This is a genomic window from Hoylesella buccalis ATCC 35310, assembly GCF_025151385.1.
In the GTDB taxonomy this organism is placed as follows: Bacteria; Bacteroidota; Bacteroidia; order Bacteroidales; family Bacteroidaceae; genus Prevotella; species Prevotella buccalis.
On the sequence record NZ_CP102287.1, the window covers coordinates 1504778 to 1525984 of the forward strand.

The window sequence follows — 21207 nt, forward strand, 5'->3', positions numbered from 1 at the left end:
GCAGCCATCTGCAAAACACATCATGGAAATGAATACGATGAACAGAACCCTGATAAGCATTTGTCTTTTACTGACAGCAAGCGTTTGCACTGCACAGAAGAACGAGATTTACAAAAAATCGATTGCTTCCTTGCAAGTGGTTGCAGGGGATGATTGGCTCTCACCCCCCATCACTCAGTTGGATGGTGAGCCAATAACCATCGCGTTTGACGACCTCACCCACGAATATCACCGATATACTTACACCATAGAACATTGCGAAGCCGACTGGAGCACCACCACGCAGTTGTTCGCAAGCGATTATCTGGATGGCTTCGCAGAGGGGAACACCATCGATGACGTGCAAAAATCAATCAACACGAAAACGCTCTACACCCACTATCGGCTGCAAATACCCAACGAAAGATGCAGACTGAAGATGAGTGGGAACTATCGCCTCACGGTCTTCGACGAAAACAACGACAACGAGAAAATCTTGTCTGCGTGCTTCATGGTGGTGGAACCTCTCGCTGGTATCCAGATGGAGGTGGTGACCAATACAGACATCGACATCAACGGAACGCATCAGCAGGTGAACATGGAGGTAAACTATGGCATGCTGCAAGTAACCGATCCGGCAACGCAAATCAAGACCATCGTACTGCAAAACGGTCGGTGGAACAAAGAACGATTCAACATCAAGCCGCAATACGTCATGCCTGATGCACTGAAATGGGTACACAACAAGCAACTGATTTTTGACGGAGGCAACGAATATCGAAAGTTCGAAATGCTGGACGTGAACCATACGACCATGGGATTGGAATCCGTCAGCTGGGACGGAAACGATTATCACGCATACGTTTGGACCGATGAGCCTCGCCCAAATTACGTTTACGATGAGGATGCCAATGGGGCATTTTACATCCGCAACAGCGACAATGTGGAAAACAACACCAGCTCTGATTATCTCATCGTGCATTTCAAGTTGCAGGCACCCAGGCAGAACGGGGACGTATATCTCAACGCAACTTGGACCAACGACCAACTGACGCCAGAATATAAGATGCACTACAACGAGCAGGACGGCGTTTACGAGGCGGCAGTGCTGTTGAAACAGGGCTACTACTCGTACCAGTATGTGGTTGCACAAACAGACGGAACGACCGCTCCCGTAAGCACCGAGGGGTCGTTCTATCAAACGGAAAACAAGTTCCAAGCACTACTCTACTATCGCGGAACCGGCGAACGTACCGACCGGTTGGTGGGGTATCAGCATGATTGATACGAGTAGTGTATTAAAAATCCAATCCGTCTTTCCAACCAGGATTTTGTGTCAAGGCAGGATTCAGGGTACGCTCATCAATAGGAATGGGATACAGATAATCTCGCTGTTCATTGAAACCATTGCGCTCGGCATGCTGGAGATAATCCAAATATCCATAATCGCCGTTGGTGAGCAAGAGATCTTTACCTAACTCGAAGATAACAACACCCTCGCGCTCTTTGGGCTTTTTCGTACCTTTAGGCACCAAAACAACATCGGGTTGATCATCACCCGACAAATCATACTCACCAGGTCCCTCGAAATACATCCCCGTCAGAGGTTGGTTGATGCACTGACCTGCACGCCAACGATAAAGGTCGTTCATGCGTAAACCCTCTTGCAAGAGTTCGATAGCCCGCTCACGTCTAATTTCTAGAATCACCCCCTTGTTGGCTCCCGAGACCTGTGGATAACCATACTGCTTGGAACTAAGATAAGAATCGGGCCGTGCATTGGCTTGCGCCATCAGCAGTTTAGGCATGCCCACACGTGCTCTGATAAGATTCACCGAAGCATCTAAATCGGCTTGCGTCAAGGTTCCCAGCTCGGCTTTGGCCTCAGCATAGTTGAGCAACACTTCAGCATAGCGGAACACGGGCATGGGTACATCAGACGACTCCGTGCGATCGTTGTTACTACTATTGTCGGTAGGGTCCTGCACAAACTTGATGGGCTGGTAGCCAGTAATAGCCACTTTCAAGTCTGGAGGCAGAACGCGTGTTTGATTTAGACGCGTATATCCTGGTGTGCGCACGCTCTGTGCCAAGCGTGGATCACGATTCTTTACCTCTTCCTTAAACATCATCGTCTCCCACCCCGGTTGATCGGTGAAGCGTGAACCATCTTTCATAAGATAAGTATTCACAAACTTTCTTGTCAATCCAGGCAATCCTTGTGATGCCAGGATTGTAAACCCAGTGGCATTGTTACGCACACCCAAAGCATAATCATATTTCACGGCGAAGATATACTCATCGGGATTGGCTTCATGCTGAACAAACAACATGAGGTAATCTTGGTCTGGATGCCCTGTTGTGTACAATTTGTATTTCCCACTGTGCATGAGTTGTGAGGCTGCCTGTGCAGATTGTGCCAGATAATAGCGTGCATCATGTCCAGAAACACTTAGGTTGTGATATTTACGATAAGTGCCTTCGAAGAGACAAAAGCGAGCCTTGAGCGCCATGGCGGCCCAGCGATTCACTCGATAGGCACTGCGCCCGGCAGGCAGATGTGCTATGGCATAATCGACATCTTCTATCATCTTGGTCATCACCAGCTCACGCGAGTCGCGCGGCTTGTATAAATCTTCATCCTCCGAACTCAACTGTCTGTCGTACCAAGGCACATCGCCGAACCTTCGGACCTTGTCAAAATAGAAATAAGCACGAAAGAATCGAGCTACGGCTGTGTAATGCTCCACAGCTTTAGCATCTGTACAACGTTCGATGTTCTCCAGCAAGGTGTTGATGTTGCGCAGCGGTCCCCAACTCCAACCGCCTCCCGAGGCGGGTACCTGTCGTCTGTTGCCGCCCACCATGATTTCGTTGAGGATAGAGGTTACCAGGATATCACTCTTCTCATCGAAAGGCGTCTTGTCTAAGATATCGTTGTAAAAGGGATTGCTAAACAATTCGAGTTCAGTCTTGTTGTTGAAATATTCCGATTGAGCCATTTGGTCCTTGGGCATCAAGTCCATTTGTTGGCACGATGTAAGTGCTGCCAATGCCAAAACAACCGATAGTTTGATTGTTATCTTTTTCATTTTCCTTTGTTTTCTTGATTATTGTAAAGCCATTAGAAGGTCACGTCAACCCCAAACATATAGGTAGACGGCCATGGATAATACGCATTGTTACGTCCAGCGCTACTCCTATTGAAGGCTGCCTCTGGGTCGATGTACTTCGTATTCTTTTTCAGTGGTGACCAGTAGCACAGGTCTTCACCCGAGAAGTAGAGCCTAAGTTTCTCTACACCAATGTGGCGTGTCCATGCATTGGGTAAGGTGTATCCAATGGATAAATTCTTGAGACGTAGGTAACGGATGTTTTGTAAATAGCGATCGTTCACCTTTGCCAGATAACCGCCCGTAGCACCATAGGCATGTGGTCTTGGGAAATACGAATTGGGGTTCTCCTCAGACCACAGCTTGCCTAAGAAGTCCTTGGGCAAATAGGTAAGATAAGAATAGGAGAATCCGCCCCAGAAGTTCATGTTGTGTCCGCTGGGATACCAATAGTGGTTGCCCGTACCCTGAAAGAATACGGAAGCATCGAAGCCATACCAGTCGAATCCAGCCGTGATGCCATAAGAAAGCGATGGTAACGAGTTGCCCAATATTTTCCTATCACCAGGCTTGTCAACCGTGTTTTGACCAATGCCCCACTTGCCATCACCATCGAGATCAACAAACTTCAAATCGCCAGCCTGCCAACCGCCACGAAGTCGGCCACTACTATAACTAAGGTCTACCTGCTTAGCGTATTCTTTAGCTTCCTCATTCGTCTTGAACAGACCATCGGTGGTGAAACCCCATATCTCGCCAATGCGCTGACCCACATAATGCGCCTTGGCAAACGACTTGTTGGGATTGTCGTACTTGGTAATGGTGCTTTTGTAATCGCTCAGTACAAAGCCTACATGATAACGGAACGGCCGATTGAGCAGTTTGAACCTATCTTGCCAGTTCACGCTTACTTCGTATCCCTTCGTACGCATGTCGGCGGCATTCATGCGAGGAACGGCAGCACCATAAACCGATGGCAGCGCCACACCGGCGGTGAGCATGTCCTTGGTATTGCGAACATAGAAATCGGTAACTATGGATAACCGCTGGCCAAACATGGATATATCAAATCCGCCATTCCATTGTTGCACGGTTTCCCAAGTAAGATTGTCAGAGATGGGAGCACTGAGTGACGAATACTTTGGCATGGCACTGCCTTCACCAAAGGTATAATTGCTAAAGTTGTGCATAGACACCAAGCGCATATACGTGTAGTACGATGACACACTCTGATTGCCTAACGAACCAAACGAAAGGCGCAGTTTCAGGTTGTCAATCCATTGTTTGGCTGGACGGAAGAAAGATTCTTCGGATACGCGCCACCCCAACGATGCAGAAGGGAAAAAGCCCCAACGTGACTCTTTGGCAAAACGCGACGAACCGTCATAGCGTCCACTCAACTCCAATAAATATCTACCCAGGTAGTCGTAGTTTACACGTCCAAAGAAACCTAACAAAGCATATTCGGCTTGACCGCCACCCACGCCTGTTTCGGTCTCTCCGTTCTCGTTCTGACCCACCAGGTTGAGGTCATCCAAATCGATAGACGACAAGTCTCTACCCCAGGCAGATATGCCCTTGCGATAATAATATTCATGGTTGAAACCGGCCATGGCCGAGAGATGATGACGCCCATTAAAGTTGTCGTCATAATTGGCAAACACGTTGGTAGAATAAAAATAGTTGGAGCGCACCGCCTCGTCCAACTGATTCTCACCAGCACCTGTATTGTACGAAGCCAGCGGAGCATCGGGATACTCGCGATACCACAACTCTGAGGTACGTCCGGTATGTTGAGTTTGATAAAAACGATAGGTGAAATCGCCCGTTACCGACAGCTGTTGAATGGGCTTAAGCACCAACCGCGTGGTATTGGCAAAGTTGATGTTCTTATCCAAGTTGCGGTGTGTATTCTCATTCAAAATAATGTGTCGTCCATTGCCCACCTTATATTTTAAATAAGGTGTGGCATAAATCCAGCTTCCGTCTGGGTTCTGCATGGGGAAACAAGCCATGGCATGACGCGCACTGAGGGCAATGGCATCCTCTACCCCTCCACAGCCAATAGACGTATAGTCCGACTGATAGAACGAGGTGTTGTTGGACAATGTGGCCCACTTACTCATCTCAAAATCAATCTTCGAACGAAGGTTGTACCGATTGAACACGTCGGGATGTGCGCGCTGCATACCCTCCTGACGGTAATAGTTACCCGAGAGCATGTAACTCAGTCCGTTGCGAGCCCCCGTCACCGATACATTGTGCTGCTGGCTGGGACGCTTTTCGCGGAACAACATGTCCCACCAGTCGTAATTGCCATAATACACCCACTGTTTGCGGCCATTGCGCATCTCCTCGACCACCCATGGACGCTCAGGGTTCTCGGTCTTGTCGTTAACACGTGCCAACAGCTCTTCCATGTCATGGTCGGTATAATTCACGTAATTAGTACCACTGTTCGATTGCCAAAACTTATTAACGTGGTACACCGACCAATAGCCTCGATTCTCATAATCGGTCGAGGTGGTGGGCTGCTCCCAACCAAACCGGCCACTATAGCGCACCTGTACGGTCTTGCCCATCGTGCCTTGTGCGGATTTACCCGACTTAGTGGTGACCAAAATCACACCGAAAGCGGCGCGCGCACCATAAACAGCCGCTGCCGAAGCATCTTTCACTACGGAGATAGACTCAATGTCATTCGGATTCAGCCGAGCCAAATCGCCCGCATCACCTGTCACGCCATCGATAACCACCAACGGGTCGGCATTGTTAATAGAATTGACACCACGTATATTGATAGCACCAGTCGACCCTGGTTTTCCTGCCGAGGTGGTTACATTGACACCCGCTACCGAGCCTTGCAACATGTTGGTGACCGAATGCGACAAACGGTTTTCCAGTTCCTTGCCATTCACCGTAGCCACAGCTCCCGTGAGGTTCACACGCTTCTGCGTGCCATAGCCTACCACAACCACCTCATCCAGCACCTTACGGTCATCGTTCATAACGACGTGCAAAGGCGAGCGGCCATTCCATTCGATTACTTGAGTTTGATAACCCACATAACTAAAAACAAGCTGTGTCTTGGCAGCTACTTTCAAAGTGAAATCGCCATTCACATCAGTAATCGTGCCATGCGAGGTTCCTTTTTTTACTACACTTACCCCAATGAGTGGCTCATCCTGCGTATCAACAACGTGTCCTTTCAGCGTGAGCATTTGAGCCTTGACGGGAAATGCGCAGACAAACAGAAAAAACAGCATGATACACGTTCTCCATTCCAAAAATCTTTTCATCTTCTTTAATAAAACAATAAAATTATCATGGCCGCAAAATTACGCCTATCACATTATGTTTAGGTTTCAAACAAAATAAGATAATGTTACAAAAAGTAAAAATTCACGACATCAACGAACCCTTTGAAAACAACAAAACCTATACAGAACGTCCGTTGGCAGCATATAGCCAAGCTGATGAGCAAGAGTAGAAACTGGCCCCTTGCGTTGACTTTTTTTACCAATTATTGCCCCTAAAACGGCACTTGAAAACTTCCAATCTGGAAAAAATCAATAGGCATGCGGGAGGCAAACAGGATACTTTTTGGCAAGAAAAATCTAATTTTTCCACAAAAGTCATGACTTTAAACATGCAAGAAACACCACTTTGACCGACAAACTCCATGCGCTTGGAGCGTAATAGCATGTAAACAGTACCTCAAAAGCAATGCTATTGTAAAAGAAATCCTTGTTAAACAGGTACGCCGCCATACACTACATGCGCAACACATTGACTGACAAACCTATACGAAAATCGCTCATATTTGGCGTATTTGCTGGCAACATACAATCGGTTTACAAATACGCCAAATATGAAGACACACGTTGTCAAGAAAAATCATATACAAACGCTGTCATGACATTTAATTCATCAACGAGTTGTTGGGGGGTACAGATGCAAAATCTAAGTGGGACTTTCGGACACTCCGATAAAAAAATACTATTTTGTTTTGTGTTTCAAAAAAAACTCTTTACCTTTGCACTCGCTTTCATCATTCATCGTTTAATGAAAGTTACTTGGTTAGACTCGCTAGCTCAGTTGGTAGAGCACAACACTTTTAATGTTGGGGTCATGGGTTCGAGCCCCATGCGAGTCACAAAGTACTCAAAAAGAGGATTTCAGCAATGAAGTCCTCTTTTCCGTTTATACAAGCCACTTGTTAGCTAAGTTGCACATTTAGAGGAAGTTATGCTAAATGTTGAACCTGCGGCTAACAGGACGTAACGGGAATTAAAAAGCCCTATCGGGAACTAAATGTGTTACCAATATGTGTTACCATCCCCCAAAAGTGTGTTACCACTCGCAAATGATGACTCCAAATATGGTGAAGAACAACCCAAACATATATTATATTCTGTAAACATTATCTTTCGCAAACATAATTTTGATCAGAATTAAAATGATTGGTGATTTTGTGTATTGATAGTGATTAAAATATTATCTTTGCAAAACATAATGTTTGGCAAAGATAATTATTGATAATATGGAATTTATAGATAGAATGGAAGAAACTGCTGCGTTCAAGCGCGCGCTGAGTCTTAGTCGGCCTGTGCTGATTGTAATTTATGGCAGGCGGCGTATTGGAAAGTCAGAACTTATCAAGCATGTTTTGACCGATCAGGATGTTTACCATCTGAGCGAAGAAGCACAGACGCAGCAGCAGATAGATTCCTTTGCTAAGACCGTTTCATTTACGTTTGACGGATTTGATCGTGTGTCATACCATGATTGGGAAACGATACTCACCTCTATCAATCTATATGTTGGAGAGAACACATCAGTTTGTTTAGATGAGTTTTCTTATCTTGTCAAGTGCGATCCTTCGCTGCCTTCCATTATTCAACGGTTAGTGGATAACAAAAAACTGAAATACAACCTGATACTTTGTGGTTCCTCCCAACTAATGATGCACTCATTGGTACTCAATGAGAAGTCTCCCCTATATCAACGATGTGCTTGGCAGCCAAAGCTGAAGCAACTACGTTTGCCTTATATCAAAGAAGCCCTGCATTGTTCCGACCAGCAGGCTGTTGAGGAATATGCCGTTTGGGGTGGTGTGCCACGCTATTGGGAACTCCGTGCCGACTTCGACACCTTGGAAGTGGCGGTGCACAATCTATTGGTCAATAACTATGGAACGCTGTACGATGAGCCAACTCGGTTGCTCCGTGATGAACGTCGTGACACGGCTACATCTTTCTCTCTGCTTACTACGGTGGGCAACGGGGTGAATCGCATTTCGGAAATAGCCAGTCGTATGCAGCAGCCTGCAACTAATCTCTCTCAGCCCATCAGCATACTGACCGATTTAGGCTATGTGGAGAAAGATATACCTTTTGGCGACAATCCAAAGAGTAGCAAGAAAGGACTGTATCGACTTGGTGATAACTTTCTTTCCTTCTATTACAGGTTTATCAATCCTAACAAATATCTCATTGAACTCGACCGTCAGGATCTCGTAATGGATATTATTCGTAAGGACTTCAGCACATACGTTGGTCAGGTTTGGGAAAGGATTTGTCGCGACTTCGTGACTGGCAATGAAATAGATGGTGTAATCTATGGCAATGCCTCACGATGGTGGGGCGGCATACCAAAAGAAGATGACAGCAATGACTACGAACAGATAGAGCTCGACCTTGTAGCTGAATCGCTCGACAAGAAGCACATCCTCGTGGCAGAATGTAAATGGCGGGAACGCGACGAGGCACAGAGCGTATATGAGCAATTAACAAGCCGTGCCAGCCGCTTACCATTCGTAAAGAAAGGGCAAAAGATACACACGATATTGTTTCTCAAAACAGAAACCAAGGCTGATGTTCCATGTTATTATCCCAAAGATATCATAGCGTCTATGCTGCAAGAGGATTCCTCCAAAAACAAAGTCTCATATTAACATTCTTGAGTCGGTAACTTTTTGCAGGTTATGGAAAAACTAACCGCCACAAATTAGATGACTGCGCTTTCGTTATCTGTCTTCAAAGCAAAACAACTTGCAAATGGAAAACATAAAATAAGAAAAAGCGTGTCTTAAAGGGTCAGTCGTAAAACCCAGTTGCAACCCTCTCCCCCTCATGCACATAATTTCATAAGCCTATAAAGGAAGAAAGGAATATCCGTTACTCCCCTGAACTGTGCCCTGAAGGCTTTGACTTTTGCGTTGAAGGATTCAGCATTGGCATTTGTGGCTCTGTTGACAAAGAAATTGAGTATGGTATCATAATGGTTCTTAAAGGTGTCAATTACCGTATAGAAATTATCCACGCCCAACTTCTCTACCTCGTTAAACCACTTAGCCAGTTTCAATCTTGCAGCGTCCTTGATGCTTCTGGCATTATAAATATCGGTAAGTTCCATGGCCAGGTCATAGGCTTTTTTGAGTTCCGGGTAGTTTTCAAAGATTATTTCAGCCCTTAGCCTTTGCGATTCTGTCCACTTTGACTTGTGTTTAGTCAGTATAAACTTCGCCCTGGCAAGCAGTTGCTTGCGTGTGTCACCGTTGCTGTATCTGAATGGCCTGTAGGTTTCGTTCTTGGCTTTGGCTTCCTTCATCTCCTCATTTTCTCTGTCCCTTGCCATCCACCTGTAGGCTATGCGCATGTCGTCCAAAGCGTCATAGTAAAGCTTCTGCACATGAAACCTGTCATTGGTGATGAGTGCCTTGGGGAACACCGTGCGCGCAATGATCATCATAGAGGAAGACAAGTCGAGCGTTATCTCCTTGACAGTCTTTCTTTTGGAAAGGTCAATCTTTTCCAGAACACGAATCACATCTTCGGCTTTTGTTCCCCTGACCACAGCTACCAGCGTACCCCTGCCACCTTTGCCAGCCTTGTTGGTCAGAAACGTATAGACCTCACCGCTGCTCAGACAAGTCTCATCGATACTCAGGCTCTCTCCCAGGTTCTCATCAAACAGCAGCCAGTCTCCCGCATGCGACAACTGCTCCCACTGGCGATAATCGCTGAAATGCTCCTTGTATTGGGTGGAAAGCTGCTTGCCGTCTACGCCATAGTGAGAGCCGATACCTGTAATGCTCTCCGCAGTAGACTCAATTCTATTCTTTTAAAAAAGAAACGAACTCAGGGGAAAGTTTGCTGCCCTCAGTTGTCAAGTCATCGTAAGAATAACTGAATATCTCACCCGTGGAACTGTCACGCCATTTTCGACGGCGGACATGAAGGTAAACGGGCTTGCCACGAAGGGGAAAGTCATGGACAACCCGTTCGGCGGTAAAGCCGTAACTGCTTACCGTGCCGGACTTGCGGTCAACCTCTTCCATAAAGTTACGCTCATCCAACCAGAAGTCTATCTGGGAAATACTCTCTTGGATATCTATCACATCAAAATAATCTGCGAGTATCTCTGGAAAGATACAACGCAACAATTGCTCGGTCTTCATGATGCAAAGATAACAAATACTTATGAAATTATGTGCATGAGAGGGAGAGGGGATGCAACTGGGTTTTACGACTGACCCGTCTTAAAGACGAGTGATAATACACTCTCAACAAAATAAGCCCCTCCGAAGAGGGGCTGTAGGATTTGCATCCTTCGGCATATAGCCTTATTGTGATAAGATGTAGAATATCTTATGTGGCAAATGTAAACAAAATATTTGTTACTAACAAATGTTTTTTCTAATTTTACAGAAATAAATTTATTTATCATGAACAAACGCATATTAGGATTGGATACTGGCACCAACAGTTTGGGGTGGGCAGTAGTTGATTGGGACGAGCACGCCCAGAATTACGAGCTTATTAAATATGGTGATGTTATCTTTCAAGAAGGTGTAAAAATTGAAAAAGGGATAGAATCTTCTAAGGCTGCTGAGCGTTCGGGGTATAAGGCTATACGGAAACAATATTTTCGACGCCGCTTACGCAAAATACAAGTGTTGAAGGTGCTGGTGAAATATCATCTTTGTCCGTATTTGAGTGATGATGATTTACGACAGTGGCACTTACAGAAGCAATATCCTAAAAGCGATGAGTTGATGTTGTGGCAGCGTACAAGCGATAAAGAGGGGAAAAATCCTTATTATGATAGACATAGATGTCTGCACGAGAAATTAGATTTAACGGTTGAGGCTGATAGATATACCTTAGGTCGTGCTTTATATCATTTAACGCAACGGCGTGGCTTTTTAAGTAATCGACTGGACACCAGTGCAGATAATAAAGAAAACGGAGTGGTGAAATCGGGAATTTCGCAACTATCTACAGAAATGGAAGAAGCGGGATGCGAATATCTTGGAGATTATTTTTATAAACTCTATGATGAACAAGGTAACAAGGTACGCATCAGACAAAGGTACACAGACCGTAATAAACATTATCAGCATGAGTTTGATGCTATTTGTGAAAAGCAAGAACTAAGCAGCGAGTTAATAGAAGATTTGCAACGAGCCATCTTCTTTCAACTTCCGCTTAAATCGCAAAGGCACGGTGTAGGCAGGTGTACTTTTGAAAGAGGGAAGCCGCGTTGTGCCGATTCGCATCCTGATTATGAAGAATTTAGAATGCTTTGTTTTGTCAACAACATTCAGGTAAAAGGACCTCACGATTTAGAACTACGTCCCTTAACTTACGAGGAGCGAGAGAAAATTGAACCTTTGTTTTTCCGTAAATCAAAACCTAATTTCGACTTTGAAGACATAGCCAAGGCATTGGCAGGCAAGAAAAACTACGTTTGGATACATGACAAAGAAGAAAGAGCTTACAAGTTTAATTATAGAATGACACAGGGCGTGCCTGGATGTCCTACTACAGCACAGTTGAAAAGCATATTTGGCGATGATTGGAAGACGGGTATCGCCGAAACATATACACTTGTTCAAAAGAAGAACGGGAGTAAGAGTTTGCAAGAAATGGTGGACGATGTTTGGAATGTGTTGTATTCTTTTTCATCGGTTGAAAAGCTAAAAGAGTTTGCTTATCACAAGTTGCAGTTGGATGAGGAAAGTGCAGAGAAGTTTGCAAAGATAAAACTAAGTCACAGTTTTGCAGCGCTAAGCCTGAAAGTGATACGCAAATTTTTACCGTTCTTGCGCAAGGGAATGTATTATACACATGCTTCGTTCTTTGCGAACATTCCTACCATAGTAGGTAAAGAAATATGGAACAACGAGCAGAACAGAAAGTATATCATGGAGAATGTTGGTGAACTGGTTTTCAATTATCAACCTAAACATCGCGAAGTACAAGGAACTATTGAAATGTTGATTAAAGATTTTCTTGCAAACAACTTCGAGTTACCAGCAGGGGCAACAGACAAACTATATCATCCTTCTATGATAGAAACCTACCCTAATGCGCAACGCAACGACTTTGGCATACTGCAATTGGGCTCGCCACGAACCAATGCCATCCGAAATCCTATGGCTATGCGCTCTCTACATATCTTGAGACGGGTGGTAAATCAGTTGTTGAAAGAAAGTATTATTGACGAAAATACGGAAGTACATGTTGAGTACGCCCGAGAATTGAATGATGCCAATAAGCGAAAAGCAATTGCAGATAGGCAAAAAGAGCAAGACAAACAACACAAAAAATATGGTGATGAAATAAGGAAGTTATACAAAGAAGAAACAGGAAAAGAGATTGAACCAACTCAAACAGATGTGTTAAAGTTTCAACTTTGGGAGGAACAAAACCACCATTGCTTATATACAGGTGAACAAATAAGCATCACCGACTTTATTGGGAGTAATCCGAAATTTGATATAGAGCACACTATTCCACAGAGTGTTGGTGGAGACAGCACACAGATGAACCTTACATTGTGTAACAATCGGTTTAACAGAGGGGTAAAGAAAGCGAAACTACCAACAGAACTGGCAAATCATGAGGAGATATTGACAAGAATTGAGCCGTGGAAAAACAAATATGAACAGCTGGTAAAAGAACGTGACAAGCAACGCACATTTGCTGGAATGGATAAAGCGGTGAAAGATATAAGGATACAAAAACGCCATAAGCTACAAATGGAGATAGATTATTGGCGAGGAAAGCATGAGCGATTTACCATGACCGAAGTGCCCGAAGGATTCAGTAGGAGACAGGGAACTGGCATCGGACTTATTTCTCGTTATGCGGGGTTGTATCTCAAGTCGTTATTCCATCAAGCAGACAGTCGCAACAAGTCGAATGTTTATGTGGTAAAAGGCGTGGCAACAGCCGAGTTTCGTAAAATGTGGGGGCTGCAAAGTGAATATGAAAAGAAATGTAGAGATAATCATTCGCATCATTGTATGGATGCTATCACCATTGCATGCATCGGAAAGAGAGAGTACGATCTCATGGCTGAATATTATCGCATGGAAGAAACATTTAGGCAAGGCAGGGGTTCCAAACCTAAATTCTCAAAACCGTGGGCTACATTTACAGAGGATGTTCTCAACATATATAAAAACTTATTGGTAGTACACGATACTCCGAACAACATGCCGAAGCATACAAAAAAGTATGTGCAGACATCTAAAGGAAAGGTGTTGGCTCAAGGGGACACGGCAAGAGGTAGTTTACATCTTGACACATATTATGGCGCAATAGAGCGAGATGGAGAAATAAGATATGTTGTTCGGCGACCACTCAGTTCGTTTACAAAACCAGAAGAGCTTGAAAATATCGTTGACGAAACGGTGAAGCGAACCATTAAAGAAGCAATAGCGGACAAAAATTTCAAACAGGCTATTGCAGAACCAATCTATATGAATGAGGATAAAGGCATACTTATTAAAAAGGTAAGATGTTTTGCTAATTCGGTGAAGCAGCCTATCAATATTAGGCAACATCGAGATTTGTCCAAAAAAGAATATAAACAGCAGTATCATGTAGTGAATGAAAATAATTACATGTTGGCTATTTATGAGGGTTTGGTGAAAAATAAAGTGGTTAGAGAATTTGAAATAGTAAGCTATATCGAGGCTGCTAAATATTATAAACGAAGTCAAGACCGAAATATATTCTCGTCTATAGTGCCTACTCATAGCACAAAATATGGATTGCCACTTAAGACAAAACTTTTAATGGGGCAGCTGGTGTTAATGTTTGAAGAAAATCCTGACGAAATACAAGTGGATAATACCAAAAACTTAGTTAAAAGACTCTACAAGGTGGTAGGTATTGAAAAAGATGGACGTATAAAATTTAAATATCATCAAGAAGCTCGTAAAGAAGGTTTGCCTATTTTTAGCACTCCTTATAAAAATAATGATGATTATGCTCCTATTTTCAGACAGAGTATAAACAATATCAACATATTAGTAGATGGTATAGATTTTAATATCGACATTCTTGGTAAAGTAACGCTTAAAGAGTAAGTCGATATGTTAAAGCGAAGCGTTGTGTACCTATTCAGTTAGAATTTTTTTAGTATATTTGCAATAACGCTGATATATTCGAGCCACTTCTTGTATGAAAATATTTGTATAATGTACTTATATTCAATGTTTTAAATAGTACAAGTTGTGGTTTGATGTAGAATAAAGATATAAAGCAACTCGCAAGTTTCTCTATCAAATGACGCATAGGTTGTGGTTTGATGTAGAATCAAGATATGAAGCAACAATAAACGCTGTCCCACCGCTGCACCGTGTGTTGTGGTTTGATGTAGAATCAAGATATGAAGCAACGGAGACGGATCAAAATCTTAACGCCCACGAGTTGTGGTTTGATGTAGAATCAAGATATAAAGCAACATATCTTCTTTGCACAGCAACAAGTAGAATGTTGTGGTTTGATGTAGAATCAAGATATAAAGCAACACTGAACTGCCCAAAAGTGAACGGTACGTAGTTGTGGTTTGATGTAGAATCAAGATATAAAGCAACTACTTGTGAAGCACGAGCGCATTATCATTGTTGTGGTTTGATGTAGAATCAAGATATAAAGCAACAGAAGTTTATGGATTTTTGAAGAGAGAATAGTTGTGGTTTGATGTAGAATCAAGATATAAAGCAACGTAGGAGATTTAATTGAAGAATGCAAGTTAGTTGTGGTTTGATGTAGAATCAAGATATAAAGCAACATAGCGGTAAATATTTCCAGCATCGGAAAGTTGTGGTTTGATGTAGAATCAAGATATAAAGCAACCTTGTTGCCGTCCACAGAGCATCGCTCGCAGTTGTAGTTTGATGTAGAATCTTAATTGAACTTACGAGCGGGTCGATATTTTACACCTATATATAAGAAGGACATAAGATAGCAAAAGAACATGGTGCCTCATCCATTCATCACCGAGCAATGTTTCAGAGTGGCACATTAGCCCCCCACCCTCGGCACTTTGCTCATCATGCTTACCATCGTCATCGCACACAAAGATTTCTTCTACGACAGCTGGGTAAGTGCAGTTTGCCTAATCGTCATCATCGTCTTGTGCTGAATAGGTAAGGAAGGCAGAGCGGCGCAAGGGTGGATACGGCACATGCTCGCCTTTGAGTCCGTGCCATAGAACCTGATTGAACTCCACGTCGGGAACATTGTCTTCTTTCGTGAAATCGTAGGTCTCGCTCATGGCCTGGTATTTACTTGCCTTCACATTCAGTTCGTCCAACGCCACATTGTTGGGCAGATGCACAAAGGGCGTAACGTCGGCCTGCGGTGTGAAGCATCGCCACATGGTGCGTGCGGCGGCATCGTGCTGGGTCATGGGCGGCAACCCCAGTATCAGTTCCATGGTGCGCACCATGGAGGTAGTGGTGTAAGGCGTACTGTCTACGAAGCCTCGCTTCACAAATCCACCAGCCACATAAGCCGTACTGCGGTGGGCATCTACGTGGTCGGAGCCATTCTGCGCATCGTCCTCAATGACAAACACGACCGTTTCTTTCCAGATGGGTGAATGACTGAGGTGATTTATCAGCTTGCCTACAGCCAAATCGTTGTCGGCCACATGGGCGTATGGCGTGGGCCGTTTGAGCTTCATGCCCTCGGTGTGATCGTTTCCGAAGCGCACGGTATTAAACTGCGGAACCTGATGGATGGCCAACAGCGAATCGAAATCGGCCTCCCACTGACGATATCGAAGTGTGTCTCTCACCTTGAGGGTGTAAGGCTCGAACGTGGGGCACACGTGACCTTCCAGCGAGGCAATGGTGGGAACAACCTCTGCCGCAACCTTCTTGCCGCCCACTTTCCTGGTCTCGCGTTTACAAAACTCGCCATAAGAACGGTAGGATACACCACGGGCCTTGCATAAATCCCAGAAGAATCCCGACTTGTTGTTTCCCATTCTGTGGCCGCCCTCACCGGCATATACGTCGCCCCGCCCGCTGTAGTTGGTTGGCCACACTTTCTCCAAATAGTCGTTGGCATAGGCACCCATAGTCCAATTGTGTCCGTCACAACTCACCTCAGCGTTCACATAGAAGTTGTCCAGCAGCACAAACTCCTCGGCTATCTTATGAAGGTTGGGCGTGACGCGTCGACCGAAGAGCGTCAGTGATGAATCGCCATTGCCTTTGGGGATGTCGCCCAGCACCTGGTCGTACGTTCGATTTTCCTTGATGACATAGAATACATACTTGATGGGACTGGGATCACCGAGCTTCTGTGGAATGGGATTGCCTGGCTCACTGCCTGAGAGATATTCTTTTTTCTTATCGTATGGCGTGTTGGCAAAACACTGTCGAGTGTATCGTTCCAACTGTTTCTTGTTGGGCACGTCGATGATGGACATTGCCCCGAGAAACATTCCGCCGATGTACTGCACTTTCTTGTTTTTCTTGACGTCGCCGCGATGATGCTCAAATTGTTCTTGCCGAGAGACAGGCCATGGCCCATGTGGGTTCGCCGCAGAGCTCAGTCCCTTGCCGTTGGTCACCCACAGCTTGTGGTTGACATACTTCACGTTCGTGGGATACCATCCTACCGGAATGAAGCCCATGGCTCTACTGCTGCCTGGCGTCGACACGTCGAAGAGTGTAACACAGTTGTTGTCGGCATTGGCGATGGCCAGCTGCCTGCCATGCTTCAACAAGCACAGTCCGTTGGTGGTGCTGCCAGGAAGCGACTGACTGAAAAGAGCTGCGTTGAGGGTTTCCTCCACCCGCCGCTGCCGCAGGTTCACCACCGAGACACTGTTGTCATTGGCATTGGCCACGAAAAGTCTACCGTTTCTCTCGTCCAGACACATCTCGTTGGGGTGACTTCCCACGGGGATAGAATCGGACCACGCCTTCGCTGCCACGTCCCAAACCTTCACCTGGTCGCATCCCCAGCAGGAGGCGTAAGCGTGCTTGCCATCTGCTGACACCAGCACCTGATAGCCCTCGCCGCCCAAAGGAGCCTTCGTGAGGAGCCGCTTGGTTGCTGGATCGTAGATGTACAGTGAGTTGTCCCAACGTGTCACGATGTAAAGATGACCGGTTTTGGGATGAACAGCCAAACCAGCGGGCGATATGCGCACGGGCCACTTCTTGCCCAGCACGATGCTGTCGCCGAGGTGTATTTTCCCATTATTGGCCACTTGGTACATGTTAACCTGGTTGTCGTTGCCACCCGAGACATAGAGTGTCTTGCCGTCGGGCGAATAAGTCAGTCCGTACCAACTGGTGCGGATGGTTTGGTCATCCACCTCTACCTGCTTTTTGGTGTCAAACACCTTGACGCATTGACGGCCGTAGCCGTTGTTGGTCACGGCCAGCCACCGCCCGTTGGGCGACACGGCCATGTTCAGCGGGAGGTCTCCCAGCGGTAAATGTTTGCCTGCAGGCGTGAGGCGCCAGCCGTTGGGCAACATAACAGATTGTGCCTGCTGGGCAAACGCACCAACAGACAGGAGTGTAGCGAAAAGCACACTCCATGTTTTCAAATATTTCATCATTGACAATTTCAAATAAATCACGCTAATACCTTGGTCTACAAAAAGACAGCACAAAGTTATGGATTCATTCTGAGAAGAAAAACTGAATCAAGTTACAATGATGTGACATTCCAGAGAGGGAGATGGAAGGTCTCGAATGCAGAAGCCCATTCCTGCGTCCATAAGAAATAAGAATTGAGGAATAAAAAAATATGAAATAAAAAAGGAGAAATGAAACGAGAACCTACCTTCAACTCAGACAAAAAGACCGTATTCCAGTCACACGACAGGATACGGTCTTTTTGGTACGCTCGGCATGAGCATTATCTAACGGGTGGAAGTCCCGAGTAAGCCCTAATAGCGGGAATTACATAGCCAAAGGCAAGGGTGTTCATCGTGAGGTGAAATCTGAAGGAAGCTGGTGGCAACATCTGCCCCAACGAACAGAAACTTCATACAAGGATATGACCGTGGACAAGATTGCATGACAAATCAAAGTCTTATAGCTATTCGAAAAGGTTGGTGGAGTTTCACATATCATATATGGGTAACGATCAATATCCTTATATGTGTATTAAAAGCCGTAAGCAATAAACAGGAAAGAACGACGTTTAATAGTTGATAACCATAAACGATCGTACGTTATGACAGCGTTAAGCGCAAAGACAATAACGCAGCTTCTTTCTGTAAGTACAAGAGTCAAGCCGAACGACGACCACGAGAAGATGCAGTTCTACTACCATCCTGACCACTTGGGTAGCAGTAGCTCTAAAGGAAATCATTATTCTTTTGATACGCAACATAGAGAATTTGAAGTTCTCGATAAAAGTGGCAAACACCAAGTGGCTGTAAATTTTAACGGGGAGAGGACCAAGAAGCCTAACTCTTCAGGGAAACATAATATAAAAATAGATTCATCCGACATTTGGAGTGATAATCCTTATTTAACACGAGAAGCAAGATTATTCCTGACGAGGTCACCTCCTCTGTCCTATTGCATCAATTAAAATGGATCATTGTTCATCCATGCAGTTTTGTTCTCATCAACAGATGGCCTGGATGAATCCTGAGACAACAAATACTGATATTTTTTCTTACAATCATCTCTCTATATTTCGCGTATTTAAAAATAAGAATCCTTCGGTTTGAAATTCGAGAAATTTGAGATAATTCGTAGTGGGTTGACGTTCTGGGTTTTAACAAACATGATTTTACTATACGTTTTTTGTTGTCTACGATTAGATATCAAACGCCACTGCGATTAAACTCTAATCACGATGCGACAAAGGTTCGGTCGCGCAATCGATAAGCTCAAATCGCGGTGCCACAAGGCTGTAACCGCATCGGCCTTGTGTTTTTGATATTCTTCGGTCTTGTAATTATCCGAAAAAACATGGCGCATTTCTGCCCAGATGCGACGAAAGGAAATGACAGGAAATGGTAATAATATTTTATAATGTGAAGAATGAAAAGTGAAGAATGAAGAATGAAGAATGAAGGATGAAGAGGGAAGAGTGAAGAGAGAAGAATGAAGAATGAAGAGGGAAGAGGGAAGAGGGAAGTGTATGCACTGCATGACTGTCGTATCACTCGATCCGATTTTTGACGATTCAAAGTTACCGATTACAAAAGTATGTTTTGAGTGTTATAAAAAATAAAAAAAAAGCACTATTACGTTGATACTTTTGTATTTTTGCACTCAGTTATCTTGAACAGCAGAATTTGAAACACTGAAAATCCGTAATCTGTCTATATGTAAAATCTTTAAATTTGGATTATTATGACTAAGAAGTTTTGGTTAATAGCACTCATCGTAGCTTGCACTGTTGTATTTGGCAGTTGCGATAAGTCTGAGGAATTGAGTGTTGAGCAACGTAAGTTGGATATGAATCTATTCAACCAAACCTATACTGTCAATGATGAGGGGTGCTGTGTGCTAAAAGGGAGAAAGCCAATAGCAGCAGAAGAAATACAGAGTAAGGTCAAGGGCTATGGTTGGGAGAGTATTGCCACTTATGAGGTACAGGAAAACGGAAAGTTGAGCAAGGAGGAATTTTGGAAAGACAGAGTTGGTGGCAGCCCTACACACTTTTGGTTTGAGACATCACAGCAAGCTTTTAGTTATTTTTATAGTGATGACTTGCCTGCCTTTTGTTTCAGTCGTGTATCATGGAGTTATGACGTGGGTAATGGCTTCATACTGTTTGGCAACAACAATCTGACAACAGAAAACAGATACATGCAGATTCTTAAACTTGACGAGTCGAATGGCAAGACTTTAATGTATACCATGCAAAAAATAGGAACGAGAAGTGAAGGCAGCAATGGTTCCAAGTCTGTTTATGGCATGATTGTATATAAGCGCATGACAGAAACAGATTTGGAAATGATGAAGAAAAGTTACACATATGATTTGGATATAGACCGTTCTGTACCTGAAAACTGCAAGTTCAAGATTAAGACATACTATACAGAAGACAATAAAGACAACACAGACCCTGTGTTTCAGACTTTCCGCCTTATAACATTTGAACTTACCGATGAATATGGTTTCAACTCTTCGGATAACGCCTTTTACAATTACTACGATTCAATTACTTGGACGAGTGATTGTCGTGATATGCCAGATAGCTTTGGCATCATGGAACGCAAGACAAACAGTTTGAAGACCTCCTATTGGTGGAGTACATACTTCTTCACACCTCATGACAATACTACCGTATATGCCAATGGCTATAAAGATGGTCATATTGTCTATCAAGCTCATAAGAGGCTCTATTTAGTAAATGATGGATTCTTTGGTTACGATTGGGATATTGTAAGGTATAATCCAAAGAACCCCGAGCTAACAGAATATTGCTTGCTTGACAAGAACCGTGAGTTCATCATCACTCCACCTACAGCCTACAAAGAAGACATTGCAAATCCGTATGCAGAGTTACGTATTGTACTGAAAGGAGCAAAAGACAAAAACGACAAGGAATATATGTTAGGCGTGCTTGAACGTGAAAGAGAAGGTCTGTTGAAGATTATGGACCAGTACTATGAAGCACACAGTACTATAAAAGAAACAGAAAAGGCTTCGCTGTGTAAAACGTTTAAGGCACTACCCGAAGATGCTGATATTAAGGCATATTGGCGTACAAAACATTCACGCATGGTACTGATGCTTAAAACTGACGAAGAAGACCCTATAAACAGTGAATACTATGTGCATGCGGAACCAATTAAATGATAAATAAGTTTA

The 21207-nt window shown here is 44.2% G+C and carries 9 protein-coding genes, 1 tRNA gene and 1 CRISPR repeat array; of the genes, 5 read left to right on the plus strand and 5 right to left on the minus strand.

The genetic code is table 11. From position 1 onward, the window contains the following. The first annotated feature begins 22 nt into the window (after positions 1–22). Positions 23–1264 (plus strand): type IX secretion system plug protein, encoded by a 1242-nt coding sequence (locus tag NQ518_RS06410; protein ID WP_227960390.1) that lies wholly within the window; start codon positions 23–25, stop codon positions 1262–1264. Positions 1265–1277: 13 nt separating this feature from the next. On the opposite strand, the gene NQ518_RS06415 is transcribed toward NQ518_RS06410, so the two are convergent. Together NQ518_RS06415 and NQ518_RS06420 are read right to left on the minus strand one after the other, a co-directional pair. Further along, positions 1278–3071 (minus strand): RagB/SusD family nutrient uptake outer membrane protein, encoded by a 1794-nt coding sequence (locus NQ518_RS06415; protein ID WP_227960388.1) that lies wholly within the window; start codon positions 3069–3071, stop codon positions 1278–1280. Positions 3072–3103: 32 nt separating this feature from the next. Beyond that, complete coding sequence (locus NQ518_RS06420) at positions 3104–6391, minus strand: SusC/RagA family TonB-linked outer membrane protein (protein WP_227960386.1); 3288 nt, start codon at positions 6389–6391, stop codon at positions 3104–3106. Between the two features lie 784 nt (positions 6392–7175). Here NQ518_RS06420 and NQ518_RS06425 point away from each other — a divergent pair. Both NQ518_RS06425 and NQ518_RS06430 read left to right on the plus strand, forming a co-directional pair. After that, positions 7176–7248 (plus strand) — tRNA-Lys (locus NQ518_RS06425). A 387-nt stretch (positions 7249–7635) separates the two neighbouring features. After that, positions 7636–9048 carry an ATP-binding protein gene (locus NQ518_RS06430; RefSeq protein ID WP_227208547.1) on the plus strand — a complete coding sequence of 471 codons (1413 nt, stop codon included), beginning with the start codon at positions 7636–7638 and terminating at the stop codon, positions 9046–9048. 176 nt (positions 9049–9224) lie between these two features. On the opposite strand, the gene NQ518_RS06435 is transcribed toward NQ518_RS06430, so the two are convergent. After that, positions 9225–10208 (minus strand): ISAon1 family transposase, encoded by a 984-nt coding sequence (locus NQ518_RS06435; RefSeq protein WP_419471399.1) that lies wholly within the window; start codon positions 10206–10208, stop codon positions 9225–9227. A 1-nt stretch (position 10209) separates the two neighbouring features. Further along, positions 10210–10554 carry an ISAon1 family transposase N-terminal region protein gene (locus tag NQ518_RS06440; protein ID WP_227960382.1) on the minus strand — a complete coding sequence of 115 codons (345 nt, stop codon included), beginning with the start codon at positions 10552–10554 and terminating at the stop codon, positions 10210–10212. A 267-nt stretch (positions 10555–10821) separates the two neighbouring features. Here NQ518_RS06440 and cas9 point away from each other — a divergent pair, with 267 nt between their 5' ends. Further along, complete coding sequence (gene cas9, locus NQ518_RS06445; protein WP_227206507.1) at positions 10822–14478, plus strand: type II CRISPR RNA-guided endonuclease Cas9; 3657 nt, start codon at positions 10822–10824, stop codon at positions 14476–14478. A 144-nt stretch (positions 14479–14622) separates the two neighbouring features. Then, a CRISPR array of direct repeats spans positions 14623–15250; the repeat unit is 36 nt; unit sequence GTTGTGGTTTGATGTAGAATCAAGATATAAAGCAAC. A gap of 262 nt (positions 15251–15512) precedes the next feature. Here the strand turns inward: cas9 and NQ518_RS06450 are convergent. Then, entirely contained in the window at positions 15513–17981 is a 2469-nt protein-coding gene (locus NQ518_RS06450) for a bifunctional YncE family protein/alkaline phosphatase family protein (protein ID WP_227960380.1), read from the minus strand. A 1759-nt stretch (positions 17982–19740) separates the two neighbouring features. On the opposite strand from NQ518_RS06450, the gene NQ518_RS06455 reads away from it, so the two are divergent. Further along, entirely contained in the window at positions 19741–21195 is a 1455-nt protein-coding gene (locus tag NQ518_RS06455; RefSeq protein WP_227960378.1) for a hypothetical protein, read from the plus strand. The last annotated feature ends 12 nt before the right edge of the window (positions 21196–21207 follow it).

Bases quoted from the DNA above. Each gene is read 5' to 3' on its own strand.
- cas9 (WP_227206507.1), top strand. From the start codon at position 10,822: ATGAACAAACGCATATTAGGATTGGATACTGGCACCAACAGTTTGGGG.
- NQ518_RS06410 (WP_227960390.1), top strand. From the start codon at position 23: ATGGAAATGAATACGATGAACAGAACCCTGATAAGCATTTGTCTTTTA.
- NQ518_RS06430 (WP_227208547.1), top strand. From the start codon at position 7,636: ATGGAATTTATAGATAGAATGGAAGAAACTGCTGCGTTCAAGCGCGCG.
- NQ518_RS06420 (WP_227960386.1), bottom strand. From the start codon at position 6,391: ATGAAAAGATTTTTGGAATGGAGAACGTGTATCATGCTGTTTTTTCTG.
- NQ518_RS06440 (WP_227960382.1), bottom strand. From the start codon at position 10,554: ATGAAGACCGAGCAATTGTTGCGTTGTATCTTTCCAGAGATACTCGCA.
- NQ518_RS06415 (WP_227960388.1), bottom strand. From the start codon at position 3,071: ATGAAAAAGATAACAATCAAACTATCGGTTGTTTTGGCATTGGCAGCA.
- NQ518_RS06455 (WP_227960378.1), top strand. From the start codon at position 19,741: ATGACTAAGAAGTTTTGGTTAATAGCACTCATCGTAGCTTGCACTGTT.
- NQ518_RS06450 (WP_227960380.1), bottom strand. From the start codon at position 17,981: ATGATGAAATATTTGAAAACATGGAGTGTGCTTTTCGCTACACTCCTG.